We start from the raw sequence: 19,768 nt of genomic DNA on the forward strand, positions 1-19,768 counted from the left end.
ACGCCGCCCGCAGACGCCGTCGAAATAATATTCCCCTTCGTCTTCTTCAAATGTGGAATCGCGTGCTTCACACCGTAAAACACCGAACTCAGATTCACCTCGACCGACTTATGCCAGCCGTCCGTGCTCGTTTCCTCCACATTGCCATGCACGTACGTGCCCGCATTGTTGAACAGGATGTCGAGCTGGCCGAACTCCTCAACCGCACGGTCGATCACGGACTTCACCTCGTCCTCACTCGACACGTCCGCCTTCAATGCAAGCGCCGAGCCGCCCGCACCCTCAATCTCCTCGACCACAGCCTTAGCCGCCTCAAGATTAAGATCCACGGCAACAACCTTCGCGCCATTCTTCGCAAACAGCAGCGACGTCGCCTTACCAAAACCAGAACCAGCGCCCGTAATCAGCGCGACCTTACCATCAAGAGCCACAATTTCTCCTTAAAACAGCATGTGGTCTAACTCCACAAGTCTACGGTTCGCGCTCGTATGCCCCTAACCTGTTCACCTAAAGCGGGGCAGGTAGAGTTAGCCCATGGAATACTCGCTACGCAAGTTCGCCATTCTCTCCGCGATCGCCCCCATCGTCATCCTCGGTGGCGCCATCATCGCTATCTTCGGCGTGTGGCAGGGCCTCGCATCCCTCGTGCCCGTCGGCGCTGTCATCGCCGTCATCGGTCTGCTCATGATGTTCTCCAGCATCCTTGCCTTCCGCCGCACACGCAACGCCTTCGTGGCCGAGGAGGCACGCCTACTCGCCGGCCCACGCATATCGGCGAAGGTCACGGACATGTACGCGAACCCCGACGTCCACATCGGTGGCCAAAACCCGTGGATCGTCGAGGCACGCGGGCGCGATACCGACGGCGAGGTGCGCACCTTCAAACAGACGTTCTCCTTCGACAAGCCAGACGCGCGGGTGGGGCAAACCGTGGAGGTCGGCGTCGACCCCGACAACCCCGAGACCTACCTCATCATCATCCCCAGCGCCCTCCAAGAAGAAAATCGCGGTAGCCTATAGGACCCCGCCGGGCTCACCCTCGCAGCGCGGGCGGGCACAACGAAAGGTGCAGCAATGAATAGACGCATAGCACTCGCAATCGTCGGCGCGGTCCTCGCCATCTTCGGCGTGGTCGCCACAGGCTCCGTCATCATCACCCGCGGCGAACTCAGCGCACCCACGTTCTGGGGCTTCCTCATCCTCAGCATCGGATTCGTGGCCGCCGGAATCTACCTCGCCGTCTACAACCTGCGGCTCAACGCCGAAGCCAACCGCCTCAAGGCACACGGGATCGCCTACGACGGCGTGGTCACCTCCATCGACCGCGCGATCAAATCAACGTTTAGCGGCACGGCCAACTACACCCTGACGGCCACCGGAATTCACGACGACGACGCCCGGGTTTTCACCAAGATCTACCCCGGCGTGAGGCCATTTCTCGACGTCGGTCAGGCGGTAACAATTTACGTGGATCCGCAAAATCCGGACCACTTCGTCATCGGCTAAACCCTCGTCTTAGGGCGCGGTGGCGCGGTAGACTGAACAAGACGCTTACCCCTAGGCAAAGGAGAATTTATGAAGCTCGCATTCGGTGGCGACCCTAACGCATCTGACCTGAAAGAAGTCCTCATCGCCAAGGCTGAAGAGCTCGGCCACGAGGTCCACGACCTCGGATCCGACGATCCGATCTACGCCAACATCGCGTTCGACGTAGCCAAGGCCGTGGCCGCCAAGGAATACGACCGCGGCATCCTCGTGTGCGGCACGGGTATCGGCGTTGGCATCGCGGCCAACAAGGTGGACGGCGCCTACTGCGCCATGATCCACGACGTGTACCAGGCCGAGCGCGCCGTGCTCTCCAACAACGCGAACCTCATCTCCATGGGCTCGCAGGTGATTGGCACCAAGCTCGCCGAGAAGCTCCTCGAGGAGTACCTCAAGCACGAGTTCGATCCCAACTCCCGCTCGAAAGAGAAGGTTGACGCGATCTGCTCGTTCGAGGCTGGCGACGAGAAGAAGTAAGGCGGCACGCCCACAGCGGCGAACGCCTGAATAACAACAGTGGTGGTCCGGAGATTTCTCCGGACCACCACAGTTTGGTGAGGCTAGTTCGCGAGCACTTTAGCCCGCGCTGAGCGCTCTAGCCACCATAGAGCTAGCCCTCGTAGAGCGCATCGGGCACCACGCAGATCTTCACGCCGAGGCGGTCGTTCACCGCCTGATAGGCGTCCGCGACCTTCGACAGCGGGAACGTGTGCGTCACGATCTCCTCCACGTTGATCAGCCCCTTTTCGAGGAGCTTGATCGCGCGGATAACATCGCGGCGCCGGGCGTTCGACCCGCCCGTCACCTGCAGTTCTTTGTAGTGGATGAGGTTCGGCTCCATCTGCGAGGTCGATCCCTTGGGGAAGCCGGCGAAGTAATTCACCCGGCCGCCCTCGGCTGCGAGCTCGAGCGCGTCATTGGCAAGATCGGGCGCGCCGATGCAGACGATCACCACGTCCGCGCCGGCACCATCCGTGACCTCACCAATCCGCTCCGCGAGCTCATCCGGATGCACGCCCGTGGCGCCGAGCCGGTTGGCCACCTCCTGGCGGTCCTCGCCTCGGTTCGACACGAAGACGTGCTTCGCGCCGCTCGCGAGCGCGAGCTGGGCGTGAATCAGCCCGATCGGGCCGGCTCCGAGAACGGCAACCGTGTCCCCGGCGTCGACCTTGAACTGATCCAGCCCGTTCAGGCAACACGAGATCGGCTCGGCGAGGCACAGCGCCTTCGGATCGAGCTCCGCGCTCGTGGTGATGAGGTTGCCGCGGCGCAGCGCCCGCTCCGGCACGATCATGTACTCCTGCAGACCGCCGTCGATGGCGTAGCCGAACAGTTCGAGATTCACGCACAGATGCTCGCGATCGTTCAAACAGTTGCGGCAGTGCCCGCACGAGACCACGATCGAAACCGTCGCCTGCTGGCCGACCTCGAGTCCCGGCACGATCTCGTCCACACCCTCGCCGATCTCGGCGATGCGGCCGGCGATCTCGTGGCCGGGCACTACGCCCGGGCGCACGCCCGCCGTCTTCGCACCCGTGTAGAGGCGATAATCGGTGCCACACATCGTGTTGGCCTCAATCTTCAGGAGCACCTCCCCCGGGCCTGCCGTGGGCGTGGCCTTCTCGACCAGTTCGAGGTCTTCAGGAGCATTCAACTGAGCTGCAAACATCGCTTTCCTTCACGTCGGAGTTTCGGGCTGTGACCGAGCTCGGCCCCACATTCGGCTATGACCACGCTCGGCTCTGGTTCACAGGTGCTCGGGCACCACTGCCATGAGCATAGCGAACGAGGTTGCGCCCGGGTCGGGCGTGCCAATCGACTTATCGCCGTGGGTGCGGGCGCGGCCCTTCTTCGCCGCGAACTCAGCCGTTCCCTCAGCCGCCTTCGTGGCAGCCTCGGCGGCCTTCTCCCAGATAGAGTCCAGATCGCCTTCGCCCTTTTCGAGCTCGTCACCGAACACCTCGGAGGCGTCGACGATGGTCTTATCGCCTACCTGCGCCCCGCCGAGGGTCACGAACGAACGGGTTCCGGCGACGACGGCCTCGCGCACCGTTTCAGCGTCGGCACCTTCGTCATCTGAGAGCGCCGAGCCGACGGCGGACAGCGCGCCGCCCCACAGTGCGCCCGCGGTACCGCCCGCGCCCTCGGACCACGCGGCGCCCGCGCGACCAAGAAGCGTGCGAGCACCCGCTCCGGCCTCCACCGACTCGCGCGCGGACTTCGCCGCGGCCGTCGATCCGAGCACCATGCCCTGGCCATGGTCGCCGTCACCAGCCACCGCGTCCATCTTGCCGAGCTCCTTTTCGACCTCGCGCGCCTTCTTCTCAAAGGCCACGAGCACGCGCGCGATCTTCTTCGCGAGTTCCTGCGACTTCGGAGCGCCCTCGGGAATCTCGTCCTCGGTCTCCTCCACGATCTCGCGGCGGTCGCCGTCGGTCTCCACGTTGCCCACGCGGAACGCGGGGGTATTCGCGGGAGCGAGCCAGTACTTCTCCAGCTCGTCGTCGAGGAACATGAGCGAGAGCGAGATGCCCGCCATGTCGAGTGATGTGACCTGCTCGTCCACCACCGGGCCAACGATCGTCAGGCCCTTGTCTTCGAGTAGGCCCTTGACGGCGCCGTAGAAGACGAACATCTCCTCGTACTTCGTGGCACCGAGACCGTTGACGAGCACGGCCACGCGGCCCTCGTATCCATCCGCGCGCTCCGGCTCCTCCTCAAGCACCTTCTCCACGAGCATCTGAGCGATCTCGTCCGAGCTCATCATGTCGTGCGAAGAAATGCCCGACTCGCCGTGGATACCAAGGCCAAGGCCGAACGTGCCTTCCTCCACTTCGAACAGCGGCTCCTTCGCGCCCGGGAACGTACAGCCCGTGAACGCGACGCCGAGCGTGCGGGTACGGTCGTTCGCGCGGTGGGCGACCTCCTCCACCTCGTCGAGGTTCTTCCCGTCCGCCGCGGCCGCGCCCGCCACCTTGACCACGAGCAAATCGCCCGCGATTCCACGGCGATCGCGGTGATTCTCCTCGGTGTCCGACGCGATGTCGTCCGAGATCGTGAAGATGCGGACGTCGTCGCCCTCGGCCCGCAGCTGCTCAGCCGCGTTGCCAAAATGCAGCACGTCGCCGGCATAGTTGCCGAACATGATGAGCGTGCCGCCGCCGTTGGTCGCACCCTTGCACACCGAGGTGGCCTGGGATGCCGACGGCGATGAGAAAATGTTTCCGGCAACCGCGCCGTGGGCCATGCCCTCGCCCACCCAGCCAGCGAACGCCGGGTAATGCCCCGATCCGCCGCCAACCACGATCGATACTTCGCCCTGCGGGCTCGTCGTCGCCCGCACCACGCCACCGTGGATGGGCTGCACGTAGTCCGAGTACGCCGCCGCGAAACCAGCCAGCGCCTCGCCTGCAAACTCTTCAGGATTATTTACTAGAAACGTCACTATCCCTACCCCTTTCCAGGTTGGTTGTGAGTTTTGTGAGTTATTGCGTTAATGAGAGAAAGTGCTGGCCGCGGGTGAGGCGGCCAGCACTGTGGGTTTTATTGGATGTCGTTGATCTTCTCGAAGATGTCTTCCAGCTTCGGGTAGATCTCCTGTTGCACCTGAGCAAGCTTTCCGTAGCGCTCGTGGGTGTCCATGTTGGGCTCGGTCCGGGCGGTAAACGTGGTCATCGCCTCGGCAGCCTCGGCGACGTCGTCGTACACCCCCACTCCAACCATGCCCATGATCGCCGCACCCTGCGCGGATACTTCATCCACGCCGGCCACGATGATCGGCTTGCCCGTGGCATCCGCGAAGATCTGCCGCCACAGCAGGTTGCGCGAACCGCCACCGGTGGCGCGTAGCTCGCGAATCTCCCTGCCCGTCGACTTCTCCACGCGGCGGATGTTTTCACGCAGCTCGAGCGCGATGCCCTCCATGATGGAGCGGTACATGTGCGCGCGGGTGTGCGCTGAACCAAAGCCCAACATGATGCCCTTGGCGTAGGGCTCCCAGTACGGCGACTGCACGGCGTTCCAATACGGAACAGTCAGCAGCCCCTCCGAACCGAGCGGCACCTGCGCCGCGGCCTGATCGAGCTTCGGGTCAATCTTCCCGTCGAGCGCCGGATCGCCCAGCTCCTTGCGGAACCAGTTGAGCAGCACCGAACCGGAATTTTGTACGATCTCGAGCACGTACTGGCTCGGGATGCCCGCAAGCAGGGTGCGGTACGACGGATCGTAGGCGTAGCTCTTGGAATGAATACCGCACACCACCGAGGTACCCACGTTCACGTAGGCCGTATCCTCGGCAGTCGCGTTCGTTCCCAGACCGGCAGCCTGGCCGTCGCCGACGCCGGCAATCAGCGCCACGTCGTCGTTCAGACCCCACTCCTCGGCCAGCTCAGCCTTGAGCGTGCCGATCGTTTCCGTGGGCTTGGCCAACGCCGCCATCTGATCGCGGCGAACGCCGGCGATCTCCAGCAGTTTGTCCGAGTAGTCCTGCGCCTCGATATCCATGAGGTTCAGCGTGTCCGCCGAGCCCATCGCCGAGACCCACTCGCCCACGAGCTGGTAGGACAGGTAGGCGTGAACGTCCACGACCTTCGCCGCCGCCTCCAGCACATCGGGCTCGTGCTTCTTCAGCCAGGCCATCTTGTAGATCGCCGGGGTGGTATCGGCGGGCTTGCCGGACAGCTCGTGGATCTCGTCGGAGCCGTACTCCTTGATCTCCGCGCCCGCCCGCGAGTCCAGCCACAAAATGGCCGGCCGCAGCGCCTTGCCCTCCTCGTCAACCAGCGCGAACGATTCGCGCTGATGGGTGATACAGATGCCCTTGATCCGCTGCTTTTGCGAATTCGACAGCGAATATAGCGCGGACGAAATGGCGGTGTATGTGGACGTCCACCACTCCTCCGGATCGTGCTCGTAGCGGTCCATGCCGGGCGTCAGCAACTCGATCGGCGAGCTGCCAGAAGCCACAACCTGCCCAGACTCGCCAACAACAACGGCCTTCGTAGCCGACGTCGACGAGTCAAGAGCAATGACCAGTGGGCCCGAACCCATGATTACTCCTTATCGTGGTCTTGGCCGTACACGTTTTGGTAGCGGTCAAAGAGCGTATCGATATGCTCCTGCGCGATCGGGCGCGGCTGCCCGAGCGATTCGGCAATCGCCACGGTCTTGGCCACTTCCTCCACCATCACCGCGGCCTTGACCGCGTCGGTGGCGTCCTTTCCGATCGTGAACGGCCCGTGGTTGCCCATGAGCACCGCCCGCGACCGGGATTCACGCAGCGTTTCCACGATGCCTTGGCCGATCGAGTCGTCGCCGATGATCGCGAACGGCCCCACGGGCACGTCCCCGCCGAACTCGTCCGCCATCATCGTCAGCACACACGGGATCGGCCGGTAGACGGCCGAAAACGCGCACGCGTACGGCGAATGCGTATGCACCACGCCGCCGACTTCTGGCATGTGCCGGTAGACGTAGGCGTGGGCGGCGGTGTCCGACGACGGCGTCAGCTCGGCCGGCGTGCCGTCGTCGATCTTCTGCCCATCCAGTGTGCACACGACCATCGCGTTCGGCGAGAGCTCCTCGTAGCGAACGCCCGAGGGCTTGATGACGAACAGGTCCGCGCCCGGAACTCGCTCCGAGACGTTCCCCGCCGTCCACACGACGAGGCCGTTGGCCGGAAGCTCGGCGTGGAGTTCTGAAACCCGACGCCGAGTCTCCGCTACAGCCTCTTGGATCTCCTTCGGCTGGTCAGCGAGTCTCACTTGTATGACTCCTCGAATGCCTTGGCGCGGATGTCCTTGAGCTTGTACATGAGCCCGGTTTCCTCGGTGCCGAAGTAATCGTGCAGGTGCTTGTAGATGTCGTAGAGCTCGTCGTAGCGGGCCGACGCATCCTCGTTGGGCACGTATGCCTTCTCCTTGACCTGCGACATCTTCTCGGCAGCCTCGTAGACGTCGTCGTAGACGCCCGCCGCAACCGACGCGAAGATCGCCGAACCGAGTGCGCCCGTCTGCTCCGCCTCGGAAATCGAGACCGGGCGGCGGGTGATGTCGGCAAGCAGCTGCATGAAGTGCTCGTTCTTCAGCAGGCCGCCGGCTGCCACGATGTCCGTGACCGGCACGCCGTGCTCCTCGAAATTCTCGATGATCACGCGGATGCCGAACACCGTGGCCTCCATGAGGGCGCGGTAGATCTCGTCCGGCGTGGTCTGCAGGGTCAGGCCGATGATGCCGCCCGACAGGCGCGCATCGGACAGGATCGAGCGGTTGCCGTTGAACCAGTCGAGGGCCACGAGGCCGTGCTCGCCGATCTGCTGCTCGAACGCCCGGTCCATGAGGTAGTCAAGGATCGACTTGTTAGCCTCGCGGGCCTCCTTCTCGTAGCTCTCCGGCACGCCATTGCGCTCGAACCAGGCGAACACGTCGCCCACGGCCGTCTGGCCGCCCTCGATACCCCACAGCTTGGGAACCGCACCGCCCTCAACATTTCCGAACACGCCCGGCACTGGCTTGTAGTCCTCGTTGTTGATGACGTAGCAGCCCGAGGTGCCGATGATCGCCGTCATCTGGCCCGGCTTCACGGCGTTGGCGCCAGCCACGACGACGTGCGCGTCGATGTTTCCGGCAGCGACGGCGACGCCCGCGGGCAGTCCCGTCAGCTCGGCCATCTCCTCGGTCACGCCGCCGACCTTCTCGCCCAGCTGCTTGATCGGCGCGTTCATCTTCGTCTCGAACACGTCGCCAAAGCCCGGCGCGAGGGCCTCGTTGAATTCCTTCGAGGGGTACTCGCCGTCGGTCAGCATGCGCTTGTAGCCCGAATCGGAGGCCGCGAAGCTCAGCTCGCCGGTCAGCTTCCACGTGATCCAGTCGAGCAGGTTGACGAAGTACGCCGCCTTCTCGTAGACCTCGGGCGCCTTCTCGAACGTCTCGAGGACCTTCGGGAACAGCATCTCCGAGGAGAGGATGCCGCCGTAGCGCTCAAGCCACTCCTCGCCGCGCTCTTCGGCGAGCGCGATGATCCGGTCAGCCTGATCCTGGCCGCCGTGGTGCTTCCACAGCTTCACGTAGGCGTGCGGTTCGTTCTTGAACTCCTCGTACTCGGACAGCGGCTTGCCGTCCTCGTCGGTCACGAACACGGTGGCCGACGTCGCGTCAATGCCCACGCCCACGATGTCATCCTTGTCGATGCCCGCGTCCTTGATGGCGTTCGGGATGGCATCGCCGAGCACGTCCACGTAGTCGCCCGGGTTGTGGAGGGCGAACTCCGGTGGGAGCTTCTGGCCGTCGCCCGCATCAAGCGTCCGGTCCATCACGCCGTGCTTGTATTCGGTGACGGCTGTGCCCACTTGCTGGCCATCCGAGGCGCGCACGACGACGGCGCGGCCAGATAGCGTTCCAAAGTCAACACCTACTAGGTACTTTTCTGTCATTGTTCTTTAACGCTCCTTCGCGTCTAGGTGGTGAGGCATATTTCCGTTAGGAGTCGTTTGCAGGGTGGCGGTTCTTGCCCCAGAAACCGTCCTCTGCAAATAGCTTGTCCACGGTATCTTCGAAAATACCGAGGTCGGTAAGGGTGTCGAGCACGGTGTAGCGCGGACGAATCATCTGCGCCTTGAAGTGGGTCTCGCGGAAGCGATCCCAATCAATCTTGATCTGCTCGGGGTGGTAGGGCGCTCCGGCTGTCTTGAGCATCTCCATAGCCTGCTTGGCCGGGATGATCTGCTTCTCGCAGCGCTCCTTGATCGTCGGCCACTTGTCCTTCAGGAGTGCGATGCGCTCGCGCAACTGCTCCTCCGTCAACAGCTTGCCCACGGAATGCTTGACGGCTTCGTCCTGAATGTTCTCGTTGAGCATCGAGCGCACGTTCGCCTCGACCTCCTCGGCGCTCTTCAGGCGCTCGACCGCGCGATCGGCGTCGAAATCCTCCTCGGTGAGCTTGAGGAACTCTTCCCACAGCGCGAGTGAGGCAACCGTGCCCACGCCCACCTTGTTTCCGTGGCTGAGCGGCGGCTCCCAATCGAGGCCGTGGCCCTCCATCTCCCACGTGTGGGAGAACTGGTGGCCGGCGCCCGATGCGGGACGCGAGGACTGGTGTGCCTGCATGGCAAGACCAGACATGAGCTGGCCCTCGCCGAGCTTGGCGATCGCGTCCGGATCCGTGTCTCGCACGGCCTGCGGATCATCGAGCGACTCCATGAGCGTGCCCTGGACGAGGTCCCACACGTAGTCATCGATCTCTTCAATGCCGAGTTCGTCTGCGAGGATCCAGTCCGCGCCGGCCGGGATCTTCTCGATCAGGTCGCCGTAGCCGGTGGCAGTCAGGCGGTAAGGTGCCTCGACCATGGTCGGCACGTCCATGATGAGCGCTGCCGGAGCCGGGCACGAACGGGTGATCTTGAAGCCATCCTTCGAAATCGAGGCGCCAAACGAAGCAAAGCCATCCACCGATGCGGCCGTACACACGTTAATGTACTCACGGCCAAGCTCACCTGAGGCCAGCTTGGCAATATCGTTGAGCGTTCCCGCTCCGAGCGAGACCATGATCGTGTTCTCGTAGGGGCGAATCGCCTCGCGCAGTTTCTCTGTGTTGACGTAATCGCCATACAGTGTGGGCGTTCCCGGGAAGATGTAAGGTTCGTCCGCGAACTCCACGCCGGCCTCTTCGAGAGACTTGACGACTTCCTCGCCCACGGCTCCCCACGTGTTGTCATCGGCGACGACGATCGCCTTCATATTCGGGTAGAGCCGCTTAAACATCGGCCCGATTTCCTTGTTGACGTCGTTACCGAAAATGATGTCCTTGGTTTCTGTGGCGGTTTCAAGCGCCTTCTGGATGAGTTCAGTCATGAGAAAACCTTTCCTAGCGATCGGCTACGATCACGTTTGTTAGAGAACTTAATTCGTTGTACGCGGTGTCTGATATCGAGCTATCCACCACGAGATACTTAAAATCGGCCACATCGGCGATCCGGTGCAGCGCAACGCGGTCAAACTTCGAGCCGGTCGCCACAAGAATGGGCACGCTCACCCGCTTAATGAGCTCGCTCTTAAAGCCGGCCACATCCGAATACGGATGGAAGATCGTCCCATCCTTAATCGACGCCGTACTGAACACGGCGGTTTCGAAGGCGAGCTCGCGAACCGTACGCGTCGTCGTCGGGCCAAACATCGCGTCCAACTGGCGTACAAGCTTGCCGCCGAGCACCGTCAAACTCTTGTGCTCGGAATCGGCAATCTTGCGGGCCGAGGCCAGTGAATTCGTGATGAACTCCTTCGACCCCGGATCCGCGATGAAGTCGATGACGTTATGCGCCGTGGTGGAATCGTCCAAGAACACGGTCGCATAACTGTCAACGATCTTCGCGGCCGCCTTGCCGACGGCCATTTTCGCCTCCGCCTCCTGACGCAGCCGGAACTCGAACGGGGTTTCCGAAATCGAGCTCACGAGCAGGGAAACCGCTCCCTTGTGCCGCGTAATGATGTGGCGGGCTTCGAGGGCGGCCAAGTCTCGATACAAGGTCATGGCAGAGACGTTGAAGTGCTCGGACAGCTCTTCAACACGGGTAGAACCGCGCTCAATAATGAGCTCGATAATGCCCGTCTGCCGCTCTTCTTGCGTCTGCCTGACCGCCACGTGCATGCCTTCGCTCGTCTACTTGCGGGTTTCGACGACGTGGTCCACAACCGAGTGGATGTGGTCCTGGTTGAGGGCGTACTGCTCCACGTACTTATCGGCGTAGAACTTGTACTCCTCGTGGGCGTTCATGTTCGGCTCGATGTGCTCGCGCTCATGAACCATCGCGTCCGCGGCCTCCTGCACCGATCCGTACAGATCGGCGCCCGCCGCGGCCAGGATGCACGAGCCGAGCGTGACGGCGTCGCCAACCTCAGTCATGACGATCGGGATACCGGTGACGTCGGAATGCATCTGGGTCCAGTCGCGCGACTTGGTGGCGCCGCCCGCGGCCACGAACTGCTCGACCTCGAAGCCGGCCTCCTTGAGCTTGCGCATCGACGCCTCGACGCCGTAGCACACGGCCTCTTGGATCGCGCGATACATGTGCTCGCGGGTGTGGCCGAGCGAGAGGCCGGTGAACACGCCACGCGCCTTCGCGTCCGACCACGGCGTGCGGTTGCCCTGGAAGTACTCGTTGATGATCAGGCCCTCACAGCCGATCGGGATGTCCTGCGAGCGCTGGTTGAGCACGTCGTAGGCCGAGATGCCCAGCTCGTTCGCGCCCTTTTCAATGTCCTGGCAGAACTGATCCTTGAACCACTTGAGCACCGAGCCCGAGGAGGTCAGCGAGGCCTCCACCGTGTACTGGCCGGGCACCACGCCGTCGGTGTATCCGCCGAAGAATCCGGGGCCGGAGACCGGCTGGTCGGACTGGCCGGACATGACGTGCGAGGAGCCTGTAACCAGCGACATCTTGCCCGGGCTCAGCGCGTTCAGGCCGATCTGGCCATGCCACGCGTCGCCGCCGCCCTGCGCAACCGGGGTGCCCGGCAGCAGGCCAAGCGATTCGGCCGCGCGCTTGGTGAGTCCGCCGATGTGGACACCGAGGTCAATGACGTCTTCCGGGAGCTTGTCGAACACGTCGCCCGCGCCGGCCTCTTCGTACAGGTCCACCGGCCAGCCGCCGTTATCGCGGTCGTAGTACGCGCGGTGGGCGGCGGTGTTGATGTTGATCGTCCAGCGGCCGGTGAGCTGGTAGGTCAGCCAGTCCGGGGCGTCGACGAGGCGGTATGCCTTCTCGTAAATCTCCGGCTCGTTCTCGCGCAGCCAGGCCGCCTTGAAGGGGAACCACTCGGCCGTCGGGGGCAAGGTGCCGCCGCCGGTGTAGCGCGTTGCGGGCGACTTCGAGTCGACCACGCGGCCGGCCTGCTCCGTTGCGCGCACGTCCATCCACATGATCGCGTTGCGCAGGTGCTCGCCGTTCTCGTCGACGGGAACCACCGTCATCGTCGTCGCGTCATACGAAATGCCCGCGATCTCTGGCGGCTCAATGCCCGCGCGAGCCATAACCTTGCGCGCGGAGGCGATCAGCGCCTGCGTCCAATCCTCCGGATCCTGCTCGGCCCAGCCCGGGCGCGGATAGGTGGTCTTGTACGGCGTGGCCGCGAACGCAATCGGCGAGCCAACGGGATCGAAAATACCCACGCGGCACGATTCGGTACCGAAATCAATGCCCATGAGGTAGGGACCGTGGGTGTACCTGAACTTGACTGCTTGGTTGGTCATCGTTCTCTTCCTTTGGTGACGGTGTTTGGTGACGTTATTCAGTTGTAGCGACGACGCCGTCGTCGTCTCGTACCGGCCGGGGTCGGCCTGTGCGCGTTGCCGGAGGTGAACCTGGTGGGACTAGGAGACTGGCAGTGGTGGAACTGGCGGGTCGGTGACTAGTCGTCGTCGTTATCGGACCAACCCCACTGCTCGCGATACTCCGCGGGAATGAGGTGGTCGATGCGGTCGAGGACGAAGGTGGGCTGCTCATCTTCAGGCAGCGCCTCCGCCTCCTCAGCTGTGTTGTCGCCGGTCAAGACCAGCGTGGATACCATGCCGGTGCGCACGGCCATGCCGATGTCGGTGCCGAGGCGGTCGCCGACCATCATGCAGTTCTTCGGATCGACGTCGAGATCGCCGAGGGCCGCCTCGAGCATCGCCGGCTCTGGCTTGCCCATGTTGGCCTTGAGTGTGGTTCCCGTGCACGCCTCAATTGCTGCCACGATCGACGCCGCATCGGGCTCGCCGCGCCCGCCCGGGAACGGGCAGTAGCGGTCCGGATTCGTGGTGATGAGGAATGCGCGCTTGTGGAACCAGATCGCGTCGAAAGCGATCTGAAGCTTCTTGTACTCGAAGGTGCGATCGTAAGAGGCGATGACGATGTCGATCTCCTCCGGGTTCTCGCTCATCCTGATCCCGGCCTCGCGCAACGCGCGCTTGAGCGGTTCTTCGGAAATCGGGAAGACGACGGCGTCCGGGTAATGCATCTTCAGCCAGCGGGTTGTGGTGACAACCGTGTTCGCAATCTCGTCCAGCGGAGTGGGGATGCCGAGGCGATCGAGCTTCTTCTTGTACTCGACCGGATCCTTGGTCGGGTTGTTGGACAGGAACCGAACGGGCTTGCCAAGCTCTCGCAGGCCTTCGATCAGACGCTTAGCTCCGGGAAGGAGGACATCTCCCAGATAGATCGTGCCATCCTGGTCGAAGATGTAGGCGTCATACAACTGTGTCGGCGAAGAGTACTGCATTCGTCCGTTCCTTAACTGCGAGGCTCTAGGGGGTCAAAGTCTGAACTGGGGTCGGAGTGCAGGCGCGAACGCCCGGGTGGTCGGGATGCGGGCGCAAGCGCCCGACCCGCAGGAGGGGGGTGTAGATGAGCTCGCCCGATCGGGAGTGATCGGGCGAGCTCATAGGGTGTTAGGCAAGGATCGCGGTGATCGCGTACAGAACCGTGGTGCCGGTCCAGATGGCGAATGCCGGAGGATCGATGTGGGTGTCGCCATTGGCGTTGGTCGTACGGGAGAGGACCTCGCCGAGCAGACCGCCAAGAGCACCGACGATACCGCCGATGACGAGCGCGATAGCCAGGTGGGTGGCCGACCAAGCAGCAACATCCGAGGTGCCCGCGATGATCGGAGCGAACTTCAGCGCGCCGATCGAAGCAAGAATCGTCATGTGGTGAGTCACCGGCGTCTTCAGACCACAGGTCAGGAAGATCAGGGTGACTGCCGAAATTGCCCAGCCGATCAGCTGCGCGTGGTTCACGATTCCAGGCTGGAGTTCGTAGAAGTATTGGACGACCACGAGGGTGGCGAATGCGGACAGCAGGCCGGAGGTCAGACCGTGTGCAGCGGTGACGCCCCACTTCTCCTGATGCTCGACCCAGTGCTTGCCCTCGCCAACCTCCATGAGGCCGAGGCCGTTCGTCTTCTGGAACATGCCGGAGCTACCGAACATGAAACGAACAACGATCGACAGCACGATGATGGTCAGTGCCACGGTATCGGTTGCGCCAATAACTTCGTTGCCATAGTGGAGAGACGGATCGCCAGCCTTGAAGGTCGGCAGAATCCATGCGAAGAAGTTATTCATCAGGTAACCGAGCATGCCGAAGACGCCGCCGACCATTAGCACGTCAGAACGCGCCAGGCCTGCGAGCGGGCTCACGATATCTCTACCGTTTACCCCTTGCGGCATTGCTCCTACCTTAGCTGCGTAGGCAGCACCGGCCGCACCTCCAAGGAAGGCGATGTGCGGTCCGAAGACCGGGCCGAAGACGACCGAGTTCATGTACGGGGCTGCATCAATACCAGCCATGTACACACCGAGGCCGGTGAGGTACAGGAGACCGGTGAAAATAAAGGCTGTCTGGCCACCGATTGCGGCACCGAAGGCGCCACCTCCGAAGGCCGCGATAAGCCAAAAGATATCAATTTCCATGTTGCGTTCCTTTGTCAGGGTGTGATGACGTGAACTTCCGCTACACAAACCGGCGTTGGTAAGTATCGCGATCGTTCTAGCCGGAAACCTGCCTTTTCGAGGCCAGAGCGCTTTTGCAAATCTAGTTACCTCACTGTGACCAGATTTCCACCTAGCACATAACGTAGCACCGGGCTTGATAGTTTTCACATAGGTCATGAAGAATGCACGATGTTGCGCATGAAATCTTGCACTGAAATGTGTTGCAGGACACGTCGGCGCCACATGAATAAAACCGCGAGCATCCGCCAGTTTCTGCGGAGAATCGCCATATTTACACCTGTGGTAACTCGCCGGGTCAAATTGGTAATTCACTGAATTCGTGTGAAAACGGCACCGTTTTTCACACGCCGACATCGAAAGAATCACCCATGCGTGGGCGCTGCGCCGCACCGCCGAGCGCCGCACCCGCGCCGCACCCCCACTGCGCTCGGCACAGACTCCAAACGGGGTGGTCTCGATGTCTCGAGACCACCCCGCGTCGCTAGCTATGTCCCCGTTGAGGGACTAATCGGTTCGCGTTCCGCCGCCGTCGTGGACGGGCTCACCCGCAGGCTGCGCGCCGTCGTCGTCGCTACCGGACGGACCGACCGTCGTCGGCTGCGCAAGACCAATAATCTCCTCGTTCTCCTGCGCGGGCTTCACGCCCTTGGGCAGCTGGTAATCCGAATCGTGGCCGGTGAAGGTGAACGTCTTCGGCGTCGCCTCTTCATCGACGTCGACGACGATCGTCTGGCCCTTCTCGAACTCACCGAACAGGAGCTTCTCCGAGAGCATGTCCTCGATGTCGCGCTGGATCGCGCGGCGGAGCGGACGCGCGCCGAGGACCGGGTCGTAGCCGCGGTCGGCAAGTAGGCGCTTGGCCTCGTCGGTCAGCACGATCGACATGCCCTGGTCCCACAGGCGGGCGCCGAGCTTGCCAATCATGAGGTCGACGATCTCGAGGATCTCGTCCTTGTTGAGCTGCGGGAAGACGATGATGTCATCCACACGGTTCAAGAACTCGGGGCGGAAGTGGTTCTTCAATTCCTCGCCCACGCGGTTCTTCATGCGCTCGTAGGAGGTCTGTGTGTCGGCGTCGAACTGGAAACCAGTCTGGACGCCCTTCGCGATGTCCTTCGTTCCAAGGTTCGTGGTCATGATGATGATCGTGTTCTTGAAATCGACCACGCGACCCTGCGAATCCGTCAGACGGCCTTCCTCGAGAATCTGAAGGAGCGAGTTGAACAGGTCCTGATGGGCCTTCTCGATCTCGTCGAACAGCACCACGGAGAACGGCTTGCGGCGCACCTTCTCGGTGAGCTGGCCGCCCTCTTCGTAGCCGACGTATCCCGGAGGGGCACCGAACAGTCGCGAGACCGTGTGCTTCTCCGAATACTCGGACATGTCGAGGGTGATGAGCGCGTCCTCGTCGCCGAACAGGAATTCGGCGAGGGCCTTAGCGAGCTCCGTCTTTCCGACGCCGGTCGGGCCAGCGAAGATGAACGAGCCGCCGGGGCGGTTCGGATCCTTCAGGCCCGCGCGCGTTCGGCGGATCGCCTGCGAGAGCGCGGTGACGGCCTCGTTCTGGCCGATGACGCGCTTGTGCAGCTCGTCCTCCATGCGCAGGAGCTTCTCGGATTCGGCCTCGGTGAGCTTGAAGACGGGGATGCCTGTGGACATGGACAGGACCTCCGTGATGGTGTCCTCATCCACGACCGAGACGACGTCGAGGTCCCCTTCCTTCCACGCCTTCTCGCGCTCGGCGCGCTTCTCGGTGAGCTGCTGCTCCTTGTCGCGTAGAGCGGCGGCCTTCTCGAAGTCCTGGCCATCGATGGCGGCTTCCTTCGTGCGTTTGACCTCGGCGATTTCGTCGTCGAGCTCGCGCAGCTCCGGCGGGGCCGTCATCTTCTGGATGGCTAGGCGCGCGCCGGCCTCGTCGATCAGATCGATCGCCTTGTCCGGGAGGAAGCGGTCATTGATGTAGCGGTCCGAGAGCGTTGCCGCCGACTCGAGGGCGTCATCCGTAATCGTGACTCGGTGGAACGCCTCGTACCGATCGCGCAGACCCTCGAGGATCGCGATGGTCTCCTTGACCGTCGGCTCATCGACCTGGATCGGCTGGAAGCGGCGCTCGAGCGCGGCGTCCTTCTCAATGTGCTTGCGGTATTCATCGAGCGTGGTGGCGCCAATGATCTGGAGCTCGCCACGGGCCATCATGGGCTTGAGCAGCGAGGCCGCATCGAGTGCGCCTTCCGCCGCGCCAGCGCCCACGAGGGTGTGGACCTCGTCGATGAACAAAATGATGTCACCACGCGTGTTGATCTCCTTGAGGATCTTCTTCATCCTCTCCTCGAAATCACCGCGATAGCGCGAGCCCGCCACGAGCGAGCCCATGTCGAGCGAGTAAAGCTGTTTGTCCTTGAGCGTCTCCGGCACGTCGCCTGCCGCGATTGACTGCGAAAGACCTTCGACGACGGCGGTCTTACCCACACCGGGCTCGCCGATCAGGACGGGATTGTTCTTCGTGCGGCGCGAAAGCACCTGCATAACGCGCTGCGTCTCGTTGTGACGGCCAATGACCGGATCAAGCTTGTTCTCGCGAGCAGCCTGCGTGAGGTTGCGGCCGTACTGGTCGAGCACCGTGGATCCAGCCTTCTGGCCTTCGCGGGCAGCGCCCGGTCCGACTCCGACCGCTTCCTTACCCTGGTAGCCCGAGAGCAGCTGGGTGACCTGCTGGCGCACGCGCGGCAGATCCGCCCCGAGCTTGACGAGCACCTGAGCGGCGACGCCGTCCTGCTCGCGGCACAGACCGAGCAGCAGGTGCTCGGTGCCGATGTACGAATGGCCGAGCTGGAGGCCCTCACGCATCGCGTACTCAAGAACCTTCTTGGCGCGTGGCGTGAACGGGATGTGTCCCGACGGCTGCTCCTGGCCCTCGCCGATGATCTCGATGACCTGCTCGCGGACGGCGTCGTAGGACACGTTCAGCGACTCAAGAGCCTTGGCCGCAACTCCCTCACCCTCCTTGATCAGGCCAAGCAGGATGTGCTCGGTGCCAAGGTAATTGTGCTTGAGGTTTCGCGCAGATTCCTGGGCGAGCACGATGACTCGCCTGGCGCGATCTGTAAACCGTTCAAACAATTTTGGTCTCCTCTTAAATACTTTCGCACGGGGCATGTGCGTACACCCCTGCGATCCCTCACCCACCTTAGCGACCGAATCGCCGCGTTTATTCGCCGTTTCGCCGCTGGCGTGACTCGCACCTATGAGCGAAACCGCCCGGCCCCAGCCAGCCCGGCCCCGGCCAGCCGGCCACCCGCATCACCTTTTCCGCAACCCGGGCAGCCCGCCTACACCCAGCCTCGCGCACCTGCGCACCCTTTTCCGCAACCCGGGCAAGTTCCAACCAAACCGGGCAGGAACTTCCTGCACCACTTAGCAAGAACCTGCACCACTTACAGCGCCCACCCCGGCAATAGCCCGGCTCCAGCCCGCCCGCTCACCACCCGGCCAACCGCCCACCACCCGGCCGCCCGCCCGCCAGCCCAGCCGGCCTAACCACCGCGCCTAGTACGGCAGACCATACGGGCGCATGTCGTTCAGCCACCGCTCAAAAGCCTGGGCCGTGATCACGTTCTTCCACTCGATCCGGTACGACTGAATGCCCACCTGCCGCAACGCGCGCTGGCGCCGTGCTTCGTCGGCCATCGCCTCATCGAACGACTTCCCATTTCGCATCAGCGGATTCGAAATCTTCTCAAACCCATCAAACTCAACGTTCGTGCCGGTGGAATTGTCAAAGAAATCCATCCGATACCTCCGCCCGATCAAGAGCGCCATCACCTGCGGCTCAAAGCCCGAAATACCAGCCTCATAAAACCGCCACCGCGTGAGCGACTCCCCCGGCGATTCAATGCGCGGGTCCATCAGCTCCAGCACCAACCGAGCATTCCCGATCCCCGCCACCGGCCCGAGCTTTTCCACGATCGCGGCTACCTGCTCGCTGGTGCCCAGCCCGTTGTGCAACATGAAGTCCGCGACGATCAGCCCGTCCTCCATCCCTTCCCACCGGGCAAGATCCACGACCGTCTGCGCAATGGACGACACCTGCAATCCCGCCAGCTCTACCGTCTCCGGCGCAACGGTCACACTGCGCGTTCTCGAGAAGGTCGTCGTCGAATGCAACTGCTGCGGCGGCACCTGCCGCTGCGCCTTTTCCGGGTGCTCCGATACCGTGGGCAACCCTAGGATGTGCGCGGCGGTGAGCCCCGCGAACGAGACGAGGCTCGAATGTTCACAATCCCGCCGACGCCGGTCCACATAATCGACAAGTCTCAGGACGGCGTCGTGCTCCTCATCCCACCGCGCCTTGGACTCCTCCGGCAACCGCGTTGCGAACCCGGGAAAAGTCCGCGTCCGCCCCTCTGCAAGTGCCTTCTTCCAGAAGTCCTTTTCCTTAACCTCGTGCGTCTCGCCAAACCGGATCGACGAATTCCGAATCGCTCGAAACTCCGCCGCCCGCGTGGCGTACCACGGCCCGGCAGCGTCATCGTGCTCGACCCGCGGCGAACTCACAATCTGGATCCGCTCCGCCTGACCACCCACGGGCACCCCTTCCACGTTGACTCACATTCGTGAGCCGAGCCTATGCCTTTGTAGCATCGCCGGTCCGACGCCAATGCCCGAATGTGGATATCTCGTTCGTTTGGCTCCCTGTGGACAGAAGTTTCGTCTCTTTCACGACGACGGTCGGGCCCGT

16 protein-coding genes are annotated in these 19,768 nt (G+C 62.8%); 3 read left to right on the plus strand and 13 right to left on the minus strand.

From position 1 onward, the window contains the following. The coding region (locus ACHFFR_RS04545; RefSeq protein WP_394263092.1) for an SDR family NAD(P)-dependent oxidoreductase at positions 1-431 on the minus strand (431 nt) is incomplete at its 3' end. A 103-nt stretch (positions 432-534) separates the two neighbouring features. Here ACHFFR_RS04545 and ACHFFR_RS04550 point away from each other — a divergent pair. From ACHFFR_RS04550 to ACHFFR_RS04560, 3 genes are all read left to right on the plus strand, one after another. Next, positions 535-1,020 (plus strand): hypothetical protein, encoded by a 486-nt coding sequence (locus ACHFFR_RS04550; protein WP_394263093.1) that lies wholly within the window; start codon positions 535-537, stop codon positions 1,018-1,020. 54 nt (positions 1,021-1,074) lie between these two features. Continuing rightward, positions 1,075-1,506: a DUF3592 domain-containing protein gene (locus tag ACHFFR_RS04555; RefSeq protein ID WP_394263094.1), complete on the plus strand. Its 432-nt coding sequence runs from the start codon at positions 1,075-1,077 to the stop codon at positions 1,504-1,506. A gap of 69 nt (positions 1,507-1,575) precedes the next feature. Next, entirely contained in the window at positions 1,576-2,022 is a 447-nt protein-coding gene (locus ACHFFR_RS04560) for an RpiB/LacA/LacB family sugar-phosphate isomerase (RefSeq protein WP_394263095.1), read from the plus strand. A gap of 133 nt (positions 2,023-2,155) precedes the next feature. Here ACHFFR_RS04560 and ACHFFR_RS04565 read toward each other — a convergent pair whose 3' ends face one another. From ACHFFR_RS04565 to ACHFFR_RS04620, 12 genes are all read right to left on the minus strand, one after another. After that, on the minus strand, positions 2,156-3,214 hold the full coding sequence (locus ACHFFR_RS04565; RefSeq protein ID WP_394263096.1) for an alcohol dehydrogenase catalytic domain-containing protein: 1,059 nt from the start codon (positions 3,212-3,214) through the stop codon (positions 2,156-2,158). 78 nt (positions 3,215-3,292) lie between these two features. Next, entirely contained in the window at positions 3,293-4,990 is a 1,698-nt protein-coding gene (locus ACHFFR_RS04570) for a dihydroxyacetone kinase family protein (RefSeq protein ID WP_394263097.1), read from the minus strand. A 98-nt stretch (positions 4,991-5,088) separates the two neighbouring features. Next, positions 5,089-6,594 carry an FGGY-family carbohydrate kinase gene (locus ACHFFR_RS04575; protein WP_394263098.1) on the minus strand — a complete coding sequence of 502 codons (1,506 nt, stop codon included), beginning with the start codon at positions 6,592-6,594 and terminating at the stop codon, positions 5,089-5,091. A gap of 2 nt (positions 6,595-6,596) precedes the next feature. After that, positions 6,597-7,313, minus strand: a complete 717-nt coding sequence (locus ACHFFR_RS04580) for an L-ribulose-5-phosphate 4-epimerase (RefSeq protein ID WP_394263107.1) — start codon at positions 7,311-7,313, stop codon at positions 6,597-6,599. Further along, complete coding sequence (locus ACHFFR_RS04585) at positions 7,304-8,974, minus strand: ribulokinase (RefSeq protein ID WP_394263099.1); 1,671 nt, start codon at positions 8,972-8,974, stop codon at positions 7,304-7,306. The genes ACHFFR_RS04580 and ACHFFR_RS04585 overlap by 10 nt, the downstream gene beginning before the upstream one ends. Before the next feature lie 46 nt (positions 8,975-9,020). After that, on the minus strand, positions 9,021-10,391 hold the full coding sequence (locus tag ACHFFR_RS04590) for a sn-glycerol-1-phosphate dehydrogenase (protein ID WP_394263100.1): 1,371 nt from the start codon (positions 10,389-10,391) through the stop codon (positions 9,021-9,023). Between the two features lie 13 nt (positions 10,392-10,404). Further along, positions 10,405-11,178 (minus strand): DeoR/GlpR family DNA-binding transcription regulator, encoded by a 774-nt coding sequence (locus ACHFFR_RS04595; RefSeq protein WP_394263101.1) that lies wholly within the window; start codon positions 11,176-11,178, stop codon positions 10,405-10,407. A gap of 18 nt (positions 11,179-11,196) precedes the next feature. Then, positions 11,197-12,786 carry a ribulokinase gene (locus tag ACHFFR_RS04600; protein WP_394263102.1) on the minus strand — a complete coding sequence of 530 codons (1,590 nt, stop codon included), beginning with the start codon at positions 12,784-12,786 and terminating at the stop codon, positions 11,197-11,199. A 158-nt stretch (positions 12,787-12,944) separates the two neighbouring features. Next, on the minus strand, positions 12,945-13,796 hold the full coding sequence (locus tag ACHFFR_RS04605; RefSeq protein ID WP_394263103.1) for an HAD-IIA family hydrolase: 852 nt from the start codon (positions 13,794-13,796) through the stop codon (positions 12,945-12,947). A gap of 169 nt (positions 13,797-13,965) precedes the next feature. Continuing rightward, positions 13,966-14,988 carry a hypothetical protein gene (locus tag ACHFFR_RS04610; RefSeq protein WP_394263104.1) on the minus strand — a complete coding sequence of 341 codons (1,023 nt, stop codon included), beginning with the start codon at positions 14,986-14,988 and terminating at the stop codon, positions 13,966-13,968. A 546-nt stretch (positions 14,989-15,534) separates the two neighbouring features. Continuing rightward, positions 15,535-18,150 (minus strand): ATP-dependent Clp protease ATP-binding subunit, encoded by a 2,616-nt coding sequence (locus tag ACHFFR_RS04615; protein ID WP_394263105.1) that lies wholly within the window; start codon positions 18,148-18,150, stop codon positions 15,535-15,537. A 426-nt stretch (positions 18,151-18,576) separates the two neighbouring features. Further along, the gene (locus tag ACHFFR_RS04620) at positions 18,577-19,614 is read right to left on the minus strand and encodes a hypothetical protein (RefSeq protein WP_394263106.1); all 1,038 of its coding nucleotides are present in this window, start codon (positions 19,612-19,614) and stop codon (positions 18,577-18,579) included. Positions 19,615-19,768 lie beyond the last annotated feature (154 nt).

Origin of the sequence: Trueperella sp. (assembly GCF_043424875.1) — a bacterium.
In the GTDB taxonomy this organism is placed as follows: domain Bacteria; phylum Actinomycetota; class Actinomycetes; order Actinomycetales; family Actinomycetaceae; genus Trueperella.

Coding starts and splice junctions, on each gene's coding strand:
- ACHFFR_RS04590 (WP_394263100.1), bottom strand. CDS start 10,391: ATGACTGAACTCATCCAGAAGGCGCTTGAAACCGCCACAGAAACCAAG.
- ACHFFR_RS04585 (WP_394263099.1), bottom strand. CDS start 8,974: ATGACAGAAAAGTACCTAGTAGGTGTTGACTTTGGAACGCTATCTGGC.
- ACHFFR_RS04600 (WP_394263102.1), bottom strand. CDS start 12,786: ATGACCAACCAAGCAGTCAAGTTCAGGTACACCCACGGTCCCTACCTC.
- ACHFFR_RS04555 (WP_394263094.1), top strand. CDS start 1,075: ATGAATAGACGCATAGCACTCGCAATCGTCGGCGCGGTCCTCGCCATC.
- ACHFFR_RS04605 (WP_394263103.1), bottom strand. CDS start 13,796: ATGCAGTACTCTTCGCCGACACAGTTGTATGACGCCTACATCTTCGAC.
- ACHFFR_RS04610 (WP_394263104.1), bottom strand. CDS start 14,988: ATGGAAATTGATATCTTTTGGCTTATCGCGGCCTTCGGAGGTGGCGCC.
- ACHFFR_RS04550 (WP_394263093.1), top strand. CDS start 535: ATGGAATACTCGCTACGCAAGTTCGCCATTCTCTCCGCGATCGCCCCC.
- ACHFFR_RS04565 (WP_394263096.1), bottom strand. CDS start 3,214: ATGTTTGCAGCTCAGTTGAATGCTCCTGAAGACCTCGAACTGGTCGAG.
- ACHFFR_RS04560 (WP_394263095.1), top strand. CDS start 1,576: ATGAAGCTCGCATTCGGTGGCGACCCTAACGCATCTGACCTGAAAGAA.
- ACHFFR_RS04575 (WP_394263098.1), bottom strand. CDS start 6,594: ATGGGTTCGGGCCCACTGGTCATTGCTCTTGACTCGTCGACGTCGGCT.